The 20,299-nt window shown below is 71.2% G+C and carries 20 protein-coding genes and 1 pseudogene; 13 read left to right on the top strand and 8 right to left on the bottom strand.

The annotated features are described in order from the left end of the window. The first annotated feature begins 89 nt into the window (after positions 1–89). Positions 90–1,025 (top strand): pseudouridine synthase, encoded by a 936-nt coding sequence (locus tag OHA19_RS31735; RefSeq protein ID WP_405752423.1) that lies wholly within the window; start codon positions 90–92, stop codon positions 1,023–1,025. A 13-nt stretch (positions 1,026–1,038) separates the two neighbouring features. Here OHA19_RS31735 and OHA19_RS31730 read toward each other — a convergent pair whose 3' ends face one another. Next, on the bottom strand, positions 1,039–1,668 hold the full coding sequence (locus OHA19_RS31730; protein WP_405711071.1) for an MBL fold metallo-hydrolase: 630 nt from the start codon (positions 1,666–1,668) through the stop codon (positions 1,039–1,041). Beyond that, complete coding sequence (locus OHA19_RS31725) at positions 1,668–2,753, bottom strand: S-(hydroxymethyl)mycothiol dehydrogenase (protein ID WP_405711072.1); 1,086 nt, start codon at positions 2,751–2,753, stop codon at positions 1,668–1,670. The genes OHA19_RS31730 and OHA19_RS31725 overlap by 1 nt, the downstream gene beginning before the upstream one ends. Positions 2,754–3,117: 364 nt before the next feature. Between OHA19_RS31725 and phsA the strand changes: the two genes are divergently transcribed. Further along, positions 3,118–4,941: an O-aminophenol oxidase PhsA gene (phsA, locus tag OHA19_RS31720; RefSeq protein ID WP_405753333.1), complete on the top strand. Its 1,824-nt coding sequence runs from the start codon at positions 3,118–3,120 to the stop codon at positions 4,939–4,941. Positions 4,942–5,024: 83 nt separating this feature from the next. Here phsA and OHA19_RS31715 read toward each other — a convergent pair whose 3' ends face one another. Next, on the bottom strand, positions 5,025–5,726 hold the full coding sequence (locus OHA19_RS31715; RefSeq protein ID WP_405711076.1) for a FadR/GntR family transcriptional regulator: 702 nt from the start codon (positions 5,724–5,726) through the stop codon (positions 5,025–5,027). A gap of 144 nt (positions 5,727–5,870) precedes the next feature. Between OHA19_RS31715 and OHA19_RS31710 the strand changes: the two genes are divergently transcribed. Beyond that, positions 5,871–6,380 (top strand): gluconokinase, encoded by a 510-nt coding sequence (locus tag OHA19_RS31710; RefSeq protein WP_405711078.1) that lies wholly within the window; start codon positions 5,871–5,873, stop codon positions 6,378–6,380. Between the two features lie 8 nt (positions 6,381–6,388). Further along, positions 6,389–7,786, top strand: coding sequence for a gluconate:H+ symporter (locus tag OHA19_RS31705; RefSeq protein WP_405752420.1), 1,398 nt, complete (start codon positions 6,389–6,391; stop codon positions 7,784–7,786). Here the strand turns inward: OHA19_RS31705 and OHA19_RS31700 are convergent. Next, positions 7,775–8,452: a cytochrome b/b6 domain-containing protein gene (locus OHA19_RS31700; RefSeq protein ID WP_405711082.1), complete on the bottom strand. Its 678-nt coding sequence runs from the start codon at positions 8,450–8,452 to the stop codon at positions 7,775–7,777. The two genes, OHA19_RS31705 and OHA19_RS31700, sit on opposite strands and share 12 nt — an antisense overlap. After that, positions 8,394–9,059: a molybdopterin-dependent oxidoreductase gene (locus OHA19_RS31695; protein WP_405721295.1), complete on the bottom strand. Its 666-nt coding sequence runs from the start codon at positions 9,057–9,059 to the stop codon at positions 8,394–8,396. Before OHA19_RS31695 ends, OHA19_RS31700 begins: the two co-directional genes overlap by 59 nt. A gap of 216 nt (positions 9,060–9,275) precedes the next feature. Here OHA19_RS31695 and OHA19_RS31690 point away from each other — a divergent pair, with 216 nt between their 5' ends. After that, complete coding sequence (locus tag OHA19_RS31690) at positions 9,276–9,725, top strand: ASCH domain-containing protein (protein WP_405711084.1); 450 nt, start codon at positions 9,276–9,278, stop codon at positions 9,723–9,725. 181 nt (positions 9,726–9,906) lie between these two features. Here the strand turns inward: OHA19_RS31690 and OHA19_RS31685 are convergent, their stop codons facing one another. After that, positions 9,907–11,562 carry an FAD-binding dehydrogenase gene (locus tag OHA19_RS31685; protein ID WP_405752417.1) on the bottom strand — a complete coding sequence of 552 codons (1,656 nt, stop codon included), beginning with the start codon at positions 11,560–11,562 and terminating at the stop codon, positions 9,907–9,909. Between the two features lie 202 nt (positions 11,563–11,764). Between OHA19_RS31685 and OHA19_RS31680 the strand changes: the two genes are divergently transcribed. The 6 genes and pseudogenes from OHA19_RS31680 (at position 11,765) to OHA19_RS31655 (ending at position 15,536) form a co-directional block, all read left to right on the top strand. Next, entirely contained in the window at positions 11,765–12,658 is an 894-nt protein-coding gene (locus OHA19_RS31680) for a DMT family transporter (protein ID WP_405711088.1), read from the top strand. A gap of 67 nt (positions 12,659–12,725) precedes the next feature. After that, positions 12,726–13,355, top strand: a complete 630-nt coding sequence (locus OHA19_RS31675; RefSeq protein WP_405711090.1) for a TetR/AcrR family transcriptional regulator — start codon at positions 12,726–12,728, stop codon at positions 13,353–13,355. 75 nt (positions 13,356–13,430) lie between these two features. Beyond that, on the top strand, positions 13,431–14,204 hold the full coding sequence (locus tag OHA19_RS31670) for a glucose 1-dehydrogenase (protein ID WP_405711092.1): 774 nt from the start codon (positions 13,431–13,433) through the stop codon (positions 14,202–14,204). A gap of 34 nt (positions 14,205–14,238) precedes the next feature. Next, positions 14,239–14,756 (top strand): annotated as a pseudogene (locus OHA19_RS31665) (NUDIX domain-containing protein). 76 nt (positions 14,757–14,832) lie between these two features. Next, entirely contained in the window at positions 14,833–15,228 is a 396-nt protein-coding gene (locus OHA19_RS31660) for a YidH family protein (RefSeq protein ID WP_405711096.1), read from the top strand. Then, on the top strand, positions 15,225–15,536 hold the full coding sequence (locus OHA19_RS31655; protein WP_405711098.1) for a DUF202 domain-containing protein: 312 nt from the start codon (positions 15,225–15,227) through the stop codon (positions 15,534–15,536). Before OHA19_RS31660 ends, OHA19_RS31655 begins: the two co-directional genes overlap by 4 nt. A gap of 28 nt (positions 15,537–15,564) precedes the next feature. On the opposite strand, the gene OHA19_RS31650 is transcribed toward OHA19_RS31655, so the two are convergent. Together OHA19_RS31650 and OHA19_RS31645 are read right to left on the bottom strand one after the other, a co-directional pair. Continuing rightward, positions 15,565–16,509 (bottom strand): NADP-dependent oxidoreductase, encoded by a 945-nt coding sequence (locus tag OHA19_RS31650; protein ID WP_405711100.1) that lies wholly within the window; start codon positions 16,507–16,509, stop codon positions 15,565–15,567. Between the two features lie 83 nt (positions 16,510–16,592). Continuing rightward, a complete protein-coding gene (locus tag OHA19_RS31645; protein WP_405752414.1) occupies positions 16,593–17,882 on the bottom strand; it encodes a glucarate dehydratase family protein in 1,290 nt (429 codons plus the stop codon). Positions 17,883–18,034: 152 nt separating this feature from the next. On the opposite strand from OHA19_RS31645, the gene OHA19_RS31640 reads away from it, so the two are divergent. After that, positions 18,035–19,057, top strand: a complete 1,023-nt coding sequence (locus OHA19_RS31640) for a phosphotransferase family protein (protein ID WP_405711103.1) — start codon at positions 18,035–18,037, stop codon at positions 19,055–19,057. Positions 19,058–19,065: 8 nt separating this feature from the next. Next, positions 19,066–20,280: an acyl-CoA dehydrogenase family protein gene (locus tag OHA19_RS31635; RefSeq protein ID WP_405711105.1), complete on the top strand. Its 1,215-nt coding sequence runs from the start codon at positions 19,066–19,068 to the stop codon at positions 20,278–20,280. Positions 20,281–20,299: the final 19 nt, after the last annotated feature.

Genomic DNA, 20,299 nt, shown 5'->3' with positions numbered 1-20,299 from the left:
CCGTCGACCGGCGATAATGTGCGGACATCCCGGGCGACGGAGCGAGGAGCCGGCACCATGAGCACCGCCGTAGTGGTCGGCGTTCCCCGATGAGGGGGCGCGCGAAGCCTCCGGCGGCGCCGCTGCCGCAGCGGGACGGGATCGATCCGGTCCGGCTGCGGCTCCCGGAGGATCCGGACGGGGCGTGGCCGACGGTGCGTGATCATCTGCTGGCGCGGTTCGCGGACGCGATCGGGGTGCGGCGGGTGGACGCCATGTTCGCCGAGGGCCGCTTCGTCTCGGTGCGGGGCCCGGTGTCCGGCGACGAGCCGTACACCGCGGGCCGGTACATCTGGTTCCACCGGGATTTCGCGCCGGAGGAGCCGGTGCCGTTCCCGGTCGGGGTCGTCCACCGCGACGAGCACCTCGTCATCGCCGACAAGCCGCACTTCCTGGCGACGACGCCGCGCGGCCGGCACATCACCGAGACCGCGGTGGCCCGGCTGCGCCGTGAGCTGGACCTGCCTTCGCTCCAGCCGGCGCACCGGCTCGACCGGCTGACCGCAGGGCTCGTGCTGTTCGTCGTACGGCCCGGTGAGCGGGGCGCGTACCAGACGATGTTCCGGGACCGCCTGGTGCGCAAGGAGTACGAGGCGGTGGCGCCGTACGATCCCGCGCTGGTCCTCCCGCGGACCGTGCGCAGCCGGATCGTGAAGGAGCGCGGGGTCATCGCAGCCCGCGAGGAGCCGGGCGAGCCGAACAGCGAGAGCCGGATCGAGCTGCTGGAGCACCGGGAGGGGATCGGCCGCTACCGGCTGCTGCCCGCCACCGGGCGGACCCATCAGCTGCGGGTCCATATGAGCGCCCTGGGGCTGCCGCTCGTCCACGATCCGGTCTATCCGGACCTCAAGGCGGAAGGGGCTCCGGACGACTTCGCGCGCCCACTCCAACTCCTGGCCCGGGTACTGGAGTTCACCGATCCGGTCACGGGCGAACCGCGCCGCTTCGAGAGCGGGCTGCGGCTCTCCGCGTGGCCGGACCGGTGAGCGTCCGCGGTTCTCAGTGACCGCGGGCGATCCACTCGTCCAGGTGCGGGGCCTCCGCGCCGATGGTGGTGGAATCGCCGTGTCCGGTACGGACGGTGGTCTCCGGCGGGAGCGTGAGCAGCCGGTCCCCGATCGACGCGACGATGGTCGGGAAGTGGGAGAAGGACCGTCCGGTGGCGCCGGGGCCGCCCTGGAAGAGCGTGTCCCCGGTGAAGACGGTGGACATCTCGGGGGCGTAGAGGCAGACGGCGCCCGGGGCATGACCGGGGGTGTGCAGGACCTTGAGCGCTGTTCCGGCGATCTCCAGCTCCTGGCCGTCGGTCAGTTCGCCGTCCGGGAGCCGGTCCGGGTGGGTCTGCTTCCACAGCGGCAGGTCGTCGGGGTGCAGCAGGACCGGTGCGCCGGTCGCCTCGGCCAGGGCCGGGGCGGCGTCGATGTGGTCGTTGTGCGCGTGCGTGCAGACGATGGCGCGCAGCGTACGGCCGTTCAGCGCGGCCTCGATGGCGGCGGCGTCATGGGCGGCGTCGATGACGATCGCCTCGGTGTCGTCGCCGACGATCCAGACGTTGTTGTCGACGTCCCACTGCCCGCCGTCGAGGGCGAAGGTGCCGGAGGTGACGAGGTGGTCGATGCGGGCGGCCATCAGAGGACCACGACCGAGCGCAGCACGTCGCCGTCGTGCATCCGGGCGAAGGCCTGCTCGACATCGCCGAGTCCGATGGTCTCGGTGACGAACGCGCCGAGGTCGATCCGGCCCTGCTGGTGCAGGTCGATCAGCATCGGGAAGTCGCGCGAGGGCAGGCAGTCGCCGTACCAGGAGGACTTGAGCGAGCCGCCGCGCCCGAAGACGTCGATCAGCGGCAGCTCCAGCTGCATCTCGGGGGTGGGGACGCCGACCAGGACGACGGTGCCGGCGAGGTCGCGGGCGTAGAAGGCCTGCTTGTACGTCTCCGGGCGGCCGACCGCCTCGATGACGACATCCGCGCCGTTGCCGTCGGTCAGGGCGCGGATCGACTCGACCGGGTCGGTGGAGCGGGAGTTGACGGTGTGCGTGGCGCCCATCGTCTTCGCCGTCTCCAGCTTGCGGTCGTCGATGTCCACGGCGATGATCTTCGCCGCGCCGGCCAGCCGGGCGCCGGCGATCGCCGCGTCACCGACACCGCCGCAGCCGATCACGGCGACCGAGTCGCCGCGGCCGACCTGTCCGGTGTTGATGGCGGCGCCGATGCCCGCCATGACGCCGCAGCCGAGCAGGCCGGCGACGGCCGGGGAGACCTCCGGGTCGACCTTGGTGCACTGACCGGCGGCGACCAGGGTCTTCTCGGCGAACGCGCCGATGCCGAGGGCCGGCGACAGCTCCGTGCCGTCGAGCAGGGTCATCTTCTGCTTCGCGTTGTGGGTGTCGAAGCAGTACCAGGGACGGCCGCGCAGACAGGCGCGGCACTGGCCGCACACGGCACGCCAGTTGAGGACGACGAAGTCGCCGGGGGCGACGTCCGTGACGCCCGCGCCGACGGACTCCACCACACCCGAGGCCTCGTGGCCGAGCAGGAAGGGGAAGTCGTCGTTGATCCCGCCCTGCTTGTAGTGGAGGTCGGTGTGGCAGACACCGCACGCCTGGATCTTCACCACGGCCTCGCCCGGGCCCGGGTCCGGGATCACGATCGTCTCGATCCGTACCGGTTCGTTCTTCCCCGGTGCGATGACCCCTTGCACCTGCTGCGACATACCGTGGTCTCCCTGTTTCCGTCTCTTTGCGAAGATCGATCGCGAACAACCGTACGCCCCCCGCGAGGGTGTCACGGCGGCGCGCCGCGTTGGCGGGAAAGAGCTGCTGTCAGCCCGGCGGGCCGTACCGGTTTTGGTCAGATCACGCATTTCACTGAACTGCCACGGTTTCTGGGCGGTCCTTCGATGCACAGGGGCCGCCGAATCAGTACCTGCGGGGGCAGGGGTCGCGCGGTCCACGAGCAGTGGAATTACGGATCATGGGGGAAGTGCCTTGACCGAGATCGTCGAGATCACAGAGAAGCCGGGACAGACCGGCCAACGGACCGGCGGACCGGGACCGGGTTCCGGAGCGGCCGCGCCCGTGGCACCGGTCGGCGGACTCGTGCCGTACACCGACGAGTTGCCCGTCCCGCCGGTGCTGCGCCCGCAGACCGGTGACGTGCTCCGCGAGACCGAGATCGCCCTGTCGCCCACCTGGGTACGGCTGCACTCGCAGCTGCCGCCGACCCTGATGTGGGGGTACAACGGCACGGTGCCGGGACCGACCATCGAGGTGCGACGCGGGGAGCGGGTCAGGATCGCCTGGACCAACCGCATCCCCAAGGGCAGCGAATACCCGGTCACGGCGGTGGAGGTCGGCCCGGTCAAGCAGGGCGAACCGGCACCGCACAACCGTCCCGGACGCGACGGCGTCGAGCCGAACCCGGATGTCGCCGCGCTGCCCGCCTGGACGGTGACGCATCTGCACGGCGCGCAGACCGGCGGCGGCAACGACGGCTGGGCGGACAACGCGGTCGGCTTCGGTGACGCGCAGCTCTCGGAGTACCCGAACGACCACCAGGCCGCCCAGTGCTGGTATCACGACCACGCCATGAACATCACCCGGTGGAATGTGTACGCCGGGCTCGTCGGCACCTATCTGATCAGGGACGACGAGGAGGACGCGCTCGGTCTGCCGTCCGGCGACCGGGAGTTGCCGCTGATCCTCACCGACCGCAATCTGGACACCGACGAGGACGGCCGGCTCAACGGGCGGCTGCTGCACAAGACGACGGTGCTCGTGGAGGCCGATCCGGAGACCGGGAAGCCGGTGTCGCTGCCGTTCCTCGGCCCGTACACGACGGTCAACGGCCGCATCTGGCCCCATCTGGACGTGGACGACGCGTGGTACCGCTTCCGGCTGGTCAACGCGTCCAATGCCCGAATTTACGATCTGGTGCTGGTCGACGACGAGAAGAACCCGGTCCCGGGCGTGATCCGGCAGATCGGCAGTGACGGGGGGCTGTTGCCGCGCCCGGTGCCGGTCGACTTCGACGAGGTGCTGCCGCAGCTGACGATCGCTCCGGCCGAGCGGATGGATCTGCTGATCGACTTCTCGGCGCTGGCCGGGCGCCGGATCCGGCTGGTCAACCGCGGCAAGATCGCGCCGGGCGTGCCGGACCCTGCGACGAACGTGCCGTTCCCGCAGGTGATGGAGTTCCGGGTGCGGGAGACGGGGCAGCGGGACGGTTTCGAGCTGCCCGAGGTGCTGTCCGGTTCCTTCCGGCGGTACGAGCACGGCCAGGTGGAGCACGGGCACCGGCTCGTGGTACTGACGGTGCCCGGCACGGTCGGCGGCGGCGGTCACCCGGAGATCTGGGAGATGGCGGAGGTAGAGGACGCCGCCGATGTGCAGGTGCCCTCGGACGGTGTCATCCAGGTCCGGGGCGAGGACGGCACGGTGCGCACGTACCGCAGGATCTCGCGGACCTTCAACGACGGTCTCGGCTTCACGGTGGGCGAAGGCGCCTACGAGCAGTGGTCGTTCCTCAACCTGGGCGGTCCGACGCATCCGATGCACATCCATCTGGCGGACTTCCAAGTGATGGGCCGGGAGGCGTACGAGCTCGACGGCTTCGACCCGGCGGTCGGCGGAACCCGCTCCCCCGTGGCGTTCGACCATGGCACCACGATCCCGACGGCACCGAACGAGCAGGGCTGGAAGGACGTCTTCCGGGTTCCCGCGGGGCAGTTGGTGAAGGTGCTCGGGAAGTTCGACGGGGCGTACGGGCGGTTCATGTACCACTGCCATCTGCTGGAGCACGAGGACATGGGCATGATGCGGCCGTTCGTCGTGATGCCGCCCGAGGCGATGAAGTTCGACCACGGAGCCGGGCACGGCGGCCACCACGGGCACGGCGGCTGACCGGAAACGGACCGGCGGCCCCCGCGGAATCCCTCCGCGGGGGCCGCCGTGTGTCCGGGGAACGGGAGCCCGGGGTCCGGGCTCTAGGGGGCGAGCACGTCCAGCTCGTGCAGGGCGCCGACCGCGATCTCCTTCGTCAGCCGCTCCGCCGCCACCGCGTCACCCTCGCGCACCGCCTCGGCGAGCCGGACGTGGAGGGTGACCGCGGCCGGATCGGGGTCCTCGAACATCACCTGGTGATGGGTGCGGCCCGCCAGGACCTCGGCGACGACATCGCCGAGCCGCGCGAACATCTCGTTGCCGGAGGCGTTGAGCACGATCCGGTGGAACGCGATGTCGTGCTCCAGATAGCCCTCCAGCTGCTGGCCGCGCGAGGTGGCGACCATGCCGAGCGCGCACTCGGTGAGGGCCGCGCACTGCTCGGGGGTGGCGCTGCGGGCGGCGAGGCCGGCCGCGACCGGTTCGATCGCCGAACGCAGCACCGTCAGGGAGCGCAGCTGGCGCGGGCGGTCGGCGCCGGCCAGCCGCCACCGGATGACCTGCGGGTCGTAGACGTTCCACGCCTCGGTCGGCCGCACCGTCACGCCGACCCGGCGCCGGGACTCGACCAGGTGCATGGACTCCAGGACGCGGATCACTTCCCGTACGACGGTGCGCGAGACGTCGAAGCGCTGGGCCAGCTCATCGGTGCGCAGCACCTGTCCCGGCGGGTGCACCCCGGCGGCGATCTCCAGACCCAGGGTGTCCAGCACATGTGTATGCAGCCCGGGGCCCCGTGTGGTCATGAGCACAGCCTACGGGGCGCCTTTCAGGAACAAAAAGTACGACGTTTACGTCACAGCATCTTGAATAAGTCGTACGTATGGGTTTCAGTAGCGCGACGGACCGATGTCGAGGAAGACGTCGAACAAGACTGCGAGGCACCACCAATGAGCACCCCCCACGTCGTCGTGGTGATGGGCGTAGCAGGGACCGGCAAGACCACGATCGGCCCCCTGCTCGCCGCCGGACTCGGCGTTCCGTACGCAGAGGGCGATGACTTCCATCCCGCGGCGAACATCGCCAAGATGTCGGCCGGCATCCCGCTGGACGACTCCGACCGGTGGCCCTGGCTCGACGCGATCGGCCAGTGGGCGCACAGCCGGGCCGGGCTCGGAGGAGTGGTGAGCAGCTCGGCGCTCAAGCGGGCCTACCGGGACCGGCTGCGCGCCGAGGCACCCGGCGCGGTCTTCCTCCATCTGACCGGCGACCGGGCTCTCATCGAGAAGCGCATGGCGGAGCGCAAGGGGCACTTCATGCCCACCGCGCTGCTCGACTCGCAGTTCGCCACCCTGCAGCCGCTGCAGGAGGACGAGGCCGGTGTCTCGGTCGACGTGTCCGGCACCCCAGAGGAAATCACCGAGCGAGCCGTCGCCGCGTTGCGCCGGCTCGATAACTAAGGATCACCGTGACCAGTCTCAGCGTCGAGATGTTGGCAGCGGACGCCGTCGAACCGATCACTTCGGCAGGCAACGCGCAGTTGGGCATCGCTGTCCTGGCGGGCATCGCCGTCATCGTTCTGCTCATCACCAAGTTCAAGATGCACGCGTTCCTCGCGCTGACCATCGGCTCGCTGGCGCTCGGCTCGTTCGCCGGTGCCGCTCCGGCCAAGACGATCGCCAGCTTCACCGCCGGTCTCGGCTCGACCGTCGCGGGTGTCGGTGTGCTGATCGCGCTCGGCGCGATCCTGGGCAAGCTGCTGGCCGACTCCGGCGGCGCGGACCAGATCGTCGACACCATCCTGGCCAGGGCGAGCAAGCGTTCCATGCCGTGGGCGATGGTGCTGATCGCCTCGATCATCGGTCTGCCGCTCTTCTTCGAGGTCGGCATCGTGCTGCTGATTCCGGTGGTGCTGCTCGTCGCCAAGCGCGGCAACTACTCGCTCATGCGGATCGGGATCCCGGCCCTGGCCGGTCTCTCCGTGATGCACGGCCTGATCCCGCCGCACCCCGGCCCGCTGGTGGCGATCGACGCCCTCGGCGCCAACCTCGGGGTCACACTGGCGCTGGGTGTGCTGGTCGCGATCCCGACCGTGATCATCGCCGGGCCGCTCTTCTCCCGTTACGCGGCGCGCTGGGTGGACATCAAGGCCCCGGAGAAGATGGTTCCGCAGCGTCCCTCGGAGGACCTGGACCGTCGTCCCAGCTTCGGCGCCACCCTGGCGACGATCCTGCTGCCGGTCGTGCTGATGCTGGTCAAGGCCCTGGTCGACATCGTGGTGGACGACCCGGAGCAGGGCCTCCAGAAGGTCACCGATGTGATCGGCTCGCCGCTGATCGCACTGCTGGCGGCCGTCATAGTCGGCATGTTCACGCTGGGCCGGGCAGCCGGGTTCTCCAAGGGCCGACTCTCCACCACCGTCGAGAAGTCCCTGGCCCCGATCGCCGGTGTGCTGCTGATCGTGGGTGCGGGCGGCGGTTTCAAGCAGACCCTGATCGACGCCGGCGTGGGCCAGATGATCCTGGACTTCTCCAAGGACTGGTCGATCCCGGCGCTGCTGCTGGGCTGGCTGATAGCCGTCGCGATCCGGCTGGCGACCGGCTCGGCGACCGTGGCCACCATCTCGGCGGCCGGTCTGGTCGCCCCGCTGGCCGCCGACATGTCGACGTCCCACGCCGCCCTGCTGGTGCTCGCCGTCGGCGCGGGCTCGCTTTTCTTCAGCCATGTCAATGACGCCGGATTCTGGCTGGTGAAGGAATACTTCGGCATGAGCGTCGGCCAGACGGTGAAGACCTGGTCGGTGATGGAGACCATCATCTCCGTGGTCTCGCTGGCCTTCATCCTGCTGCTGTCGCTAGTCCTCTAGCGCGCGGCCGCCCGCACGGTCCTCCCCCCACAGCGCATGCTGTGACCGTGCCCAATGGCGCTCGACCGACCCGGTGCGCATGCCACGGCGTGCCTCCGGGTCGGCGAGCGCCATTGCCATGTGTCCGGCCAGCACGATGCCGACCGCGAGCGCCAGCCAGTCGTGGACGAAGGTCGCCCCGGTGCGCCACGGCAGCGGCGCGAGGCCGGTGAACCACATCAGCAGGCCGGTGCCCGTCATCACCAGCGTCGCGCCCGCGATCCAGGCCGCGTACAGCTTCTGCCCGGCGTTGAACTTCCCGGCCGGCCGGGAACCGGGCCGGTGGTCGCGGCGGCGCACGGCCCGCAGCCACTGCCGGTCGTGCGGCCCGAAGCGGTTGAGCCGGGACAGGTCGGCCCGCAACGCCCGGGACAGCAGGCCGGCCAGGACCGGCACCGGGGTCAGCACCCCGGACCACTCGTGCACGGTGACCACGAGGCGACGGCGGCCGACGAGCTCCGCGAGCTGGGGTACGTACAGACAGGCCGCACCCGCGACGCACACCAGCATCAGCGTCGCCGTGGTCCGGTGCACCCAGCGCTCCGCGCGGGTGAAGCGCTGGACCCGGTCAGACGGTGGGGGCGTCGTCGCGGCCGTTGGACCGGCCGACCCAGGCGTCGACGTCATAGCCGAGCTCCTCCCAGTAGCCGGGGCGCACGGAGTCGGTGACGGTGATCCCGGAGAGCCATTTCGCCGACTTGTAGAAATACATCGGGGCCACGTAGAGCCGGACCGGCCCGCCGTGCGAGTGGGTCAGCGGGCTGTCCCGCAGGCGCAGCGCTACCAGCACATCGGGGCGGCGGGCCTGCGCGAGGGTGAGGCTCTCGCTGTAGGCGCCGTCGAAGCAGGTGAAGCGGACGGCTTTCGCCCCGGGACGTACGCCCGCCGCGTCCAGCAGCGCGGAGAGCCGGACCCCTTCGAAGGGCGTCGCGGGCACCCGCCAGCCGGTGACGCACTGGACGTCACGGACCGTGCGGGTCTGCGGCAGGCGCTTGAGATCGTCCAGGGAGTACGTGGCCGGGCGGTCGACCAGACCGTCCACGGTCAGCCGGTACTCGTCCGCGCTCTTCTCCGGGACGGAGGAGGCGACGGAGTAGTAGCGGAAGCCGCCGCCGTTGGGCAGCAGCCCGGTCAGGCCGGTGGGGTCCTTGTCTGCGACCGCGCCGAGACCGGATTCCAGTGTGCGTTGCAGCACGGGCGCCGCGACGACCCCGGCGGCGCCCAGGCCGAGCATGGCCAGGACGAGACGGCGGCCCACGGGGGTGCCTTCGGCATCGGGCGGGCGACTGTTCACCAGGACATTCGACCAGTTGCGGCCGCCGGTCGCCAGGGGCTGGGCACCGCTCGCCCGGACCCGCGGCCAACTTCGCCCGCCCGGCATGGAGTTGGCCGCCCCGGCCCGGTACTCGTCCCGGCGCCGCACCTCGGGGGACATGTCAGACTTGGCGTCATGTCGAACCGTGAACCCCTCAAGCCCTTCCTGCTCGCCTTTCCCGGACCCCTGCGCGACCAGCTGGTGGGGGCGGTGCTCGCCGGTACGAAGGTGTCGACGACCGGGCTGCTCGCGGAGTACGAGGCGGAGAAGGAGGAGCTGCCTCCGGTGGGTGAGCGCTCCGCGCTGATCGACTCGGACGGCCGGGAGACCGCGGTACTGGAGGTGACGGAGGTACGGGTGCTGCGCCTGGGCGACGTCGACCTCCAGCACGCGATCGACGAGGGCGAGGGCGACACGTCGGTCGCCGGATGGCGTGCGGGGCACGAGAAGTTCTGGCACAGCGAGGAGATGCGGGAGGCGCTCGGCGACCCGGAGTTCACCGTCGACGACGACACCATGGTGGTCGCCGAACGGTTCCGGGTCGTCGAGCTGCTGGACCCCGTCATGGGGGCGGAGGATCGGTAGGCGCGGAGGATCGGTAGGGGCGGAGGAGTGGTAGGCGCGCCGGGGCGGTACGCCGTGGCGCGCCGCCCCGCCCGGTCCCCCTAGGGCCTCTCGTTTGGATCATGCCGGGCTCGCGTGCCCCGGTGACGCACCTCGCCACCGGACCCCGCTCCCTGATCCGGCCCGATCCAAACGAAAGACCCTAGCCGACCGCCTTCGCCGCCGCCCGGCCCGCCGCGCGGCCGGAGAAGATGCAGCCGCCCAGGAAGGTCCCCTCCAGCGACCGGTAGCCGTGCACTCCGCCGCCGCCGAAACCGGCCGCCTCCCCCGCCGCGTACACACCGTCCAGCGGGGTGCCGTCCTCGCTCAGCACCCGGGAGGACAGGTCCGTCTCCAGGCCGCCGAGCGACTTGCGGGTCAGGATGTTCAGCCGTACGGCGATCAGCGGGCCGGCCTTGGGGTCGAGGATGCGGTGCGGCGCGGCCGTGCGGATCAGCTTGTCGCCGAGATAGGCGCGGGCCCCGTGGATCGCGGTGATCTGGAGGTCCTTGGTGAAGGGGTTGGCGACCTCGCGGTCGCGCGCGGTGATCTCGCGGCGCAGTTCGGCCTCGTCGATCAGCGGTTCGTCGGTGAGCGCGTTCATGCCCCGGACGAGCGCGGCGAGGTCGTTCTCGACGACGAAGTCCACTCCGTTGTCCATGAACGCCTTCACCGGGGCCGGTACGTCGGCACGGGCCCGGCCTATGACGTCACGGATCGACTTCCCGGTGAGATCCGGGTTCTGCTCGGATCCGGAGAGCGCGAACTCCTTGCCGATGATCTTCCGGTCGAGGACGAACCAGGTGTGGTCGTGGCCGGACCTCATGATGTGTTCGAGGGTGCCCAGGGTGTCGAAGCCCGGGAAGAGCGGGACCGGGAGGCGCTTACCGGTGGCGTCCAGCCAGAGCGAGGACGGTCCGGGCAGGATCCGGATGCCGTGCTTGGCCCAGATCGGGTTCCAGTTCTCGATGCCCTCGGTGTAGTGCCACATCCGGTCGCGGTTGATGTGGTGGGCGCCGGCCTCCTCGGCGATGCCGAGCATCAGCCCGTCGACATGGGCGGGGACGCCGGAGAGCATCTTCGCGGGCGGGGTGCCCAGCCGGGCGGGCCACTGCTTGCGTACGAGGTCGTGGTTGCCGCCGATGCCGCCGGAGGTGACGATCACCGCCTGGGCCCGCAGCTCGAACGTGCCGGTGGCCACCCGGCTGCTCGCGGTGCCCCGGGCCGCCGCGCTCGGCTCCAGCACCTCGCCGGTCACCGTGTCGACGGCGCCCGCGGTGCGGCCGAGGCCGGTGACCCGGTGCCGGAACGCGAAGCGTACGAGGCCCTTGGCAACGCCCGCGCGGACCCGGCGCTCGAAGGGGGCGACGATGCCGGGGCCGGTGCCCCAGGTGATGTGGAAGCGGGGTACGGAATTGCCGTGGCCGTTCGCGTCGTAGCCGCCGCGCTCGGCCCAGCCGACGACCGGGAAGATCCGCAGCCCCTGGGCGTGCAGCCAGGACCGCTTCTCACCGGCGGCGAAGTCGACGTACGCCTCGGCCCACTTCCGCGGCCAGTGGTCCTCCTCGCGGTCGAAGCCCGCCGTGCCGAGCCAGTCCTGGAGGGCCAGCTCATGGCTGTCCTTGACCCGCATCCGGCGCTGCTCGGGCGAGTCGACGAGGAAGAGACCGCCGAAGGACCAGTGCGCCTGGCCGCCGATCGACTGCTCGGGCTCCTGGTCGAGCAGGATCACCGAGCGGCCCGCGTCGACCAGCTCGGCGGTGGCCACCAGGCCCGCGAGCCCTGCCCCGATCACGATCACATCAGCGTCGTACGCCATGGGTTCCATCCTTGTCGGGCGATCCGGGCACGGCCACGGTCCGGCTCCGTCGCGGTGCCGGAAGTTACTCGTGCGTCAGATCTTCGGCACCGGCCGCTGCGGCGTCAACCGCCCGGTCGGCGGCGCCCCGGCCGCATCCCCGGGACTCAGGCGCTATCGTCGGTACAAATCACCCACTTCTGGCCTGACTCGAGGTAGAAGCGTGTCGGTGCTGGTCCTCGTGCTCGCCGTGAGTGCCGCCTGCTGCCTGGGATTCGGATTCGTCCTGCAGCAGGCCGCCGCCGCGCATGCCCCGAGGAGCGACTACCTCTCGCCCCGGCTGCTGCTGGACCTGATGCGGGTGCCGAGCTGGCTGGCCGGGATCGGGCTGATGGTCTGCGGCATGGTGCTGGGCGCCCTGGCCCTGGGCAAGGGCGAGGTGTCCGTCGTCGAACCCCTCCTCGCGACCAATCTGCTCTTCGCGATGGCCCTGTCACGCCATCGCACCGGTCAGCGGCTCGGCCATCAGGGCTGGGCCGGTCTCTGGCTGCTGGCCGGCGGGGTCACCGCCTTCCTGCTGGCGGGCCAGCCGCAAGGCGGCGAGGCGGTGACCAGCCCGCTGCGGCACTGGCTGGTGATCGGCGTGGTCGTGGGGAGCGCCCTGCTGCTCACCGCCGTCGCCAGACGCTCCCGGTCCGGGGTCGCCCCCGCGCTGCTCGCGGTGGCGGCCGGGCTGCTGTACGGACTGCAGGACGCGCTCACCCGGGTCAGCGGCCAGCGGCTGTCCGACGAGGGGTGGGCGTCGCTGGTGACGGGGTGGCAGCCGTACGGGGTGGTGGTGCTGGGGGTGACCGGGCTGCTGCTGGTGCAGAGCGCCTTCGAGACGGGGCCGCTCCGGGTCTCGCTGCCGCCGCTGACCGCCGCCCAGCCGCTGGCCGGGATCGCCTGCGGGGTCGGCTTCCTCGGCGACCAGCTGCGCACCGACACCGGCGCGCTGGCCTGGCAGGCGGCCGGCCTCGTGTCGATCGTCGTCGGGATCGTGCTGCTCGGGCTGCATCCGGCGATGCCGGAGGGGCCGGTGGGCGGGCGACGCGAGAAGAGCCTCCAGCCGAACTGAGCGGGGTCCGCCCGGTCGGCGGAGCTCTCGACTGGTTTTTAATAATGCCCAGCATTATAATGGCGCCATGACGCGAACCTCCGGACAGGAGACCAGGGACAAGCTGATCCGCGCGGCCGAGGAGGTCTTCGCGGCGCAGGGCACGGACGGCGCCCAGCTGCGGGACATCGTCCGGCTGGCAGGTCAGAGCAACCCTTCCGCGATCCAGTACCACTTCGGCTCCCGGGCCGGGCTGCTCGACGCGGTGATGGCGGGCCGCCAGGCCCGTACCGAACAGGTGCTGGCGCCCCTGCTCGACGGGCTGGGCGAGGACTGCGGTGTACGGGAGCTGCTGACCGCGCTGATGGCGGCCGAGGCGAGCCTGCTCGCCGACGACCGCGGCCGCCGCTGTCTGCGGGTCTCGGCCCAGCTCACCCATGAGACCGGGCTGCGGACCGGCCGGCTGCACCCCGCCCTGGACGGCACCGCCTACGGGCGCCTGATCGGCCGCATCGGGGACCGTCTGGGCGAGCTGCCCGGCCCCGTGCGCCTGGAGCGCCTCGATCTGGCGCTCACCCTGATCGGCGCGGCGCTGGCCGACCGCGCCCACCAGCGTCTCGACGGCATCGAACCGCTGACCGGCGACGAGTTCTTCCTCGCCGATCTCGTCGAGACCACCACCGCGTTCCTGCACGCCCCCGTGCCGGGCCACGCGTGACCACCCGCACCACTCATCACCCGCACCGCATGCCACCCGCACCACTTGGTATCTGCACCACATGAAGGAAGCGACATGACCGACAAGAGCAAGCTCAGCGACAAGACCGTCATCATCACCGGCGGCGCCCGGGGCCTGGGTGCCGAGGCCGCCCGCCTCGCGGTGGCGGGCGGCGCCAACGTGGTGATCACCGACGTGCTCGACGAGGAAGGCGCCGCCACCGCCGCGGAGCTGGGGGCGAACGCCCGCTTCATGCACCACGACGTGACCTCCGAGGAGGACTGGCAGCGGGTCGCCGAGTTCGCCGTCGCCGAGTTCGGACGGATCGACGGCCTGGTCAACAACGCCGGGGTGTCGACCGGACAGCCGCTGGAGACCGAGACCGTCGAGCACTTCCGCAAGGTCATCGACATCAACCTGACGGCCGTCTTCATCGGCATGAAGACGGTGATCCCGGTGATGAAGGAGAACGGCGGCGGTTCGGTCGTCAACATCTCCTCGGCCGCCGGTCTGATGGGCCTCGCCCTGACTTCCAGCTACGGTGCCTCGAAGTGGGGCGTACGCGGTCTGACGAAGGTCGGCGCGGTGGAGCTGGGCACGGCGAAGATCCGGGTGAACTCGGTGCACCCCGGCATGGTCTACACGCCGATGACCGCGGCCGTCGGCATCCAGCAGGGCGAGGGCAACTACCCGAACACCCCGATGGGCCGGGTCGGCGAAGCGCCGGAGATCGCGGAGGCGGTCGCCTTCCTGCTCTCGGACGCCGCCTCGTACGTCACCGGTGCCGAGCTCGCCGTGGACGGCGGCTGGACCACGGGCCCGACCGTCAAGTACGTCATGGGGCAGTGATCGTCCCCGGCGGGCCTGATGTTGGATGAGGAGCATGACTCCTTCTGACGAGATCCTGGACATCGTCGACGAGAACGACGTGGTCGTGGGGCAGGCCCCGCGCGGTGAGGCGACGCGCGGGGCCTTCGCCATCGCTGCGTCTTCATCGAGGCCCGGGACGCGGCGGGCCGGCTCTTCGTCCACCGCAGGACCCCGGGCAAACTAGTCTTCCCGTCCCGCTACGACGTTTTCGTCGGCGGTGTGGTCGGCGCCGGTGAGTCGTACGACGAGGCGGCACTGCGAGAGGCCGAGGAGGAGCTGGGGGTGTCCGGACTCCCCCGGCCGGAACCGCTCTTCAAGTTCCTCTACGAGAGCGCCGAGCACTCCTGGTGGTCCTACGTCTACCAGGTACGGTGCGAGCTGCCGGTGAACCCGCAGGTGGAGGAGGTCGCCTGGCACGCCTTCCTCACCGATGACGAGCTGGCCCGGCGGATCGGCGACTGGGAGTGGGTGCCGGACGGCCTGGAGGCGTACCGCCGGCTGCGCGATTTCCGGGCCGGGGCGGCCTCCTGAGCGGGACGGTCTCCTGGCCCGGACGGCCCCTGAGCGGGGCAGCAGGCACCGGTAGAACGGAAGTTAAGGTTCACATGTGAACGAGTTCGTACAGAGCCTGCGGCTGTGGTTCGCGCCGCAGCGCATCCGCGATGAGGGCGAAACCCCCGACTACCGGTTCTCGCTCGCCAACGAGCGCACCTTCCTCGCCTGGATCCGGACGGCTCTGGCATTGATCGGCGGCGGGTTCGCGGTCGATCAGTTCCTTCCGGAGCTGGCATGGGGGATCCGGGCCGCTCTGGCGCTCGCGCTGCTGGCGGCCGGGGTGCTCTGCGCGCTGCGGGCGGTCAACCACTGGGTGCGGTGCGAGCGGGCGATGCGGCGCGGGGAGGACCTGCCGGTCTCGCGGTTCCCGACGCTGCTCGGTCTGGCCGTCGGGGTCGTCGCCGTGGCGATGGTGGTGGTGGTCCTCTTCGGCTGGGAGGGCCGGTGACCCCGGCGGACCGCGACCCCGGGCTGCAGCCCGAGCGCACGCGGCTGGCCTGGCGGCGCACGACGCTGTCGTGCACGGTGGTGGCGTTGCTGGCCGTCAAGCAGGCGCTGCACGCCGGGGCGGGCCCGGCCGCGATCGTGGCGGTGTCGCTGAGCGTGCTGGCCTGGCTGGGCTTCCTGCGGGTGGCGCATCTGCGGGTGCTCGGGATGGGGACCGCGCGGCCGCGGCCGCTGTCGGCACGCGGCGCGCTGACGGCGGCGGCGTGCACGATCGCCCTCGCGGTGTTCGCCGCGGCCATGGTGTTCTGACCCGCCGCGCGAGCGGGCGCGGGGGCCGTCAGAGGTCGGGGACCTCCCAGGGGACGGTGACGACGATCTTTCCGCGGGTGCGCCCCTGCTCGTTCAGCCGGTAGGCGTCAGCCGCCTGTTCCAGCGGGAAGACCCGCTCCACATGGACCGAGACGATGCCCTGCTCGGCCAGTTCGGCCAGATGGGTGAGATCCTTGGCGTCCGGGCGTACGTAGGCGTAGTGGCCGCCGTACGCGAGGACCTCGCCGTCCGCGATGGAGGCCAGGCGGCCCCCGGGCTTCAGCACCTCGGCGGAGACCCGGAGTGCCTCCCCGCCGACGGTGTCGAACGCGGCGTCGAAGCCGTCCGGGGCCAGGGCCCGCAGCCGGTCGGCGAGGCCGTCCCCGTAGGCCACCGGTTCGCCGCCGAGCTGCCGGACGTGGTCGTGGTTGTGGTCGCTCGCGGTACCGATGACGCGGGCGCCCGCGTGCCGGGCGAGCTGGACGGCGAACGAGCCCACCCCGCCGGCCGCCGCGTGGACGAGGACCGTCTCGCCCTCCCGGATCCGCAGGGTGCGGTGCAGGACCTGGTAGGCGGTGAGACCGGCCAGCGGGAGCCCCGCGGCCTCCTCGAAGCTGAGGCTCAGCGGTTTGCGGGCGAGGGTGCGCACGGGGGCCGCCACGTATTCGGCGAAGGTGCCGCGGCAGAGGAAGTCCTCCCGCACATAGCCGATGACCTCGTCGCCGACCGCGAACTCGTCGACGGCCGCGCCCGGCTGCACGACGACACCGGACACGTCCCAGCCCGGGATCACCGGGAACACGGCCTGCAGTGCGGCGTCGAGGTGGCCCTCGCGGGCCTTCCAGTCGACCGGGTTGACGGCCGCGGCCCGCACCTTCACCAGGACGGTGTCCGGGCCGACCTTGGGGTCGGGCCGCTCGCCGTACTCCAGGACGTCGGCCCCGCCGTACCCGCTGTAGCTGATCGCCTTCATGCCCCGACCATCGGTGCGGGTCCGGGCACCCGCAAGTCAGGCCGCCGCCGGGACGACCGGTCCCTCACCAGCGCGGGATCGGCTCACCAGCGCGGGATCGACGGTGTCCGCCACTCCGGCTCGGCCTTGCGCATCGCGGCCGCGTCGTCGCGCTCGCGCATCGTGCCGTCGTCGTCGAGCCAGCGCCGGTGCAGAGCGGCCAGGCGCTCGCGGTCGAGTTCGACGCCGAGACCGGGCGCGTCGGACACGGTGAGCCGCCCGTCCTCGAAGACGTGGCGGGCGGTGATGACGTCCTCGGTCTGCCAGGGGTAGTGGCTGTCGCAGGCGTAGTCGAGGTTGGGCACGGTGGCCGCGACATGGGTCATCGCGGCGAGGCTGATGCCGAGGTGGGTGTTGGAGTGCATGGAGAGTCCGACGCCGAAGGTGCGGCAGATCCCGGCCAGTTCACGGGTACGGTGCAGCCCGCCCCAGTAGTGGTGGTCGGAGAGGACCACCTGCACGGCGCCGCGGGCGAACGCCTCCGGCACCTCCGCGAGGGTGGTCACGCACATGTTGGTGGCCAGTGGTACGTCGGTTCCTGCGGCGACCCGGGCCATCAGGTCGGTGCCGCTCGCCGGGTCCTCCAGATATTCGAGTACGTCCTTCAGCTGCTCAGCGACGTACAGCGAGGTCTCGGCCGACCAGGCGCCGTTGGGGTCGAGGCGCAGCGGCTGCCCGGGGAACGCCTCGGCCAGGGCCCGGATCGCGGCGATCTCCCGGTCGGGTTCGAAGACCCCGCCCTTGAGCTTGAAGGAGGAGAAGCCGTACTCGCGGGCGAAGCGCCGGGCCTGGGCGACGACGCCGGCCGGGTCGAGGGCGGCGCCCCAATCGTCCCGTTCGCCCCCGTCGGGGTGGGCGGCCCAGCGGTAGAAGAGATAGGCGCTGTACTCGACGCTGTCGCGGACCTTCCCGCCGAGCAGGGCGTGCACGGGGAGGCCGAGGGACTTGCCGAGCGCGTCCAGGCAGGCGACCTCGAAGCCGGAGACGACGGAGAGCCGGAGCTTGTCGGCGGTCTGGACGCCGCGCAGTCCGCCCGCGTCGACCCGGTCGTCCGCCGCGCGCGAATCACCGCACACCTCGTCGGCCAGAGCGAACAGACCGTTCAGATCGCTGACCGGGCGTCCGGCGAGCGCGGTGGCGAGCGGCCGGGCGAGTTCGAGGTACTTGCCGTCCCCGTACGTCTCGCCGACGCCGGTGACCCCGCCGCGGGTGACGACCTCCACTACGAGCCGCGGGGTGTAGGGCTGGTGGACGCCCTGGGTGTTGAGCAGCGGCGGGTCGGCTATCAGGATCGGGGTCAGCCGGACTTCGTCGATCAGCAGCTCTGTATTCATACGTGAACCCTATTCAGAGATACGACTGAACGCCAGACTCCGGGCCGATCGGAACCGAGCCCCGCCACCGGATCCCGGGCGCCCACTGGACGACATACCGACTGGTCGGCATGATGGTTCCCGACCGTCCTTTCACCCCGGAGGTGCGCACGATGAGCCCAGTCCACCCGCCAGGTCTCGACCTCGACCGGCTGCGCGGACATCTCGACCGCGAGCGGCCGGGCCTGGTGAGCGGACCGCTCGAAGCCATGATCATCGAGGGCGGCCGGTCGAACCTGACGTACATCGTCACGGACGGCACCGGCCGCTGGGTCGTCCGCAGGCCCCCGCTGGGCCATGTGCTGGCCACCGCGCACGACATGAAGCGCGAGCACCGGGTGATCAGCGCCCTGCACGCGACGGCCGTCCCGGTGCCCGAGCCGGTGCTGCTCTGCGAGGACGACTCGGTGACCGGGGCGCCCTTCTACGTCATGGAGTACGTCGAGGGCACCCCGTACCGCACCGCCGAGCAGCTCGCCCCGCTGGGTGCCGAGCGCACCCGGGAGGCGGTCCTCGGGCTCGTCGACACCCTGGTCGCGCTGCACGCCGTGGACCCCGGGTCCGTCGGGCTCTGCGACTTCGGGCGGCCCGAGGGCTTCCTCGACCGGCAGCTGCGCCGCTGGGGCAAGCAACTGGACGCCTCGCGGGACCGCGAGCTGGCAGGCATCGACGAGCTGCACGGAGCGCTCGGGCGCGAGCTGCCCCTCTCCCCGACGCCCACCGTCGTGCACGGCGACTACCGGCTGGACAACGTCCTGATCGGCTCCGACGACCGGATCAAGGCCGTCCTCGACTGGGAGATGTCGACGCTCGGCGACCCGCTGACCGACCTCGGCCTGCTGGTGATGTACAGCTCCGACCTCGGTCTGGCCGATTCGCCGGTCTCCACCACCAGCGGCGCGGCGGGCCACCCCTCCCCCGCCGAACTGATCGAGCGCTACGCCGCCCGCTCCGGCCGGGACACCTCCGCCATCTCCTGGTACACGGCGTTCGCCTGGTTCAAGCTCGCCGTGATCCTGGAGGGCATCCACTACCGCTACACCCTGGGCCGGACCGTCGGCGCCGGCTTCGACCGCATCGGCGACCTCGTCCCCGTCTTCATCGAGCACGGCCTCACCACCCTCCAGGAAGGCTGATCACCCCCATGGACTTCGCATTCGACGCCCGCACCGAAGAGCTGCGCGGCAGGCTGCTCGCCTTCATGGACGAGTACGTCCACCCAGCCGAGAAGACCGCGGACGAGCAGCGCGCGCTGCTGGCCTCGCCGTGGGACACCCCGCAGATCGTCGAGGACCTGAAGGCCGAGGCGCGCAGGCAGGGTCTGTGGAACCTCTTCCTGCCGGACGCGGAGTACGGGGCGGGGCTGACCAACCTCCAGTACGCACCGCTCGCCGAGATCACCGGCCGTTCCCCGCAGTTGGCGCCGACCGCGCTCAACTGCGCGGCCCCGGACACCGGGAACATGGAGGTGCTCTTCCAGTTCGGCACCGACGAGCAGAAGAAGCGGTGGCTGGAGCCGCTGCTCGCCGGTGGGATCCGCTCGGCCTTCGCGATGACGGAGCCCGAGGTCGCCTCGTCCGACGCGACGAACATCGAGACCCGGATCGTGCGCGACGGCGGTGACTACGTCATCAACGGCCGCAAGTGGTACATCTCCGGGGCGATGAACCCGGACTGCGAGATCTTCATCGTGATGGGCAAGACCGACCCCGAGGGCGCCGACATCCGCCGTCAGCAGTCGATGATCCTGGTCCCCCGCGACACCCCCGGCCTCGAAGTGCGCCGCGCCATGCAGGTGTACGGGTACGAGGACCACTACCACGGCGGTCACGCGGAGGTCGTGTTCACCGATGTGCGGGTGCCGGCCGGGAATCTGATCGGCGAGGAGGGCGGCGGCTTCGCCATCGCCCAGGCACGGCTGGGACCGGGCCGGATCCACCACTGCATGCGGCTGATCGGCATGGCCGAGCGGGCCATCGAGCTGATGTGCCGGCGGGCGGTCTCCCGTACGGCCTTCGGCAAGCCGCTCGCCCAGCAGGGCGTCGTGCAGAACTGGATCGCGGACGCGCGGGTCACGGTGGAGCAGCTGCGGCTACTGGTGCTGAAGACCGCGTGGCTGATGGACACGGTGGGCAACCGGGGCGCGCACACGGAGATCCAGGCCATCAAGATCGCCACCCCGCGCGCGGTGGTCGACATCCTCGACCGGGCGGTGCAGCTGCACGGCGCTGGCGGGGTGGGCCAGGACTTCCCGCTGGCCGAACTGTGGGCGGCGGCACGGACGTTGAGGCTGGCGGACGGCCCCGACGAGGTGCATCAGCGGTCGTTGGCACGGCGGGAGATCAAGCGGTACGTGTAAGGGCTGTCCCGGAGGATCG

This window comes from Streptomyces sp. NBC_00012, assembly GCF_045040875.1.
GTDB lineage: Bacteria > Actinomycetota > Actinomycetes > Streptomycetales > Streptomycetaceae > Streptomyces.
The sequence above is the reverse complement of the archived record's forward strand: the minus strand, read 5'-3'. Positions and strand labels throughout refer to the sequence as shown.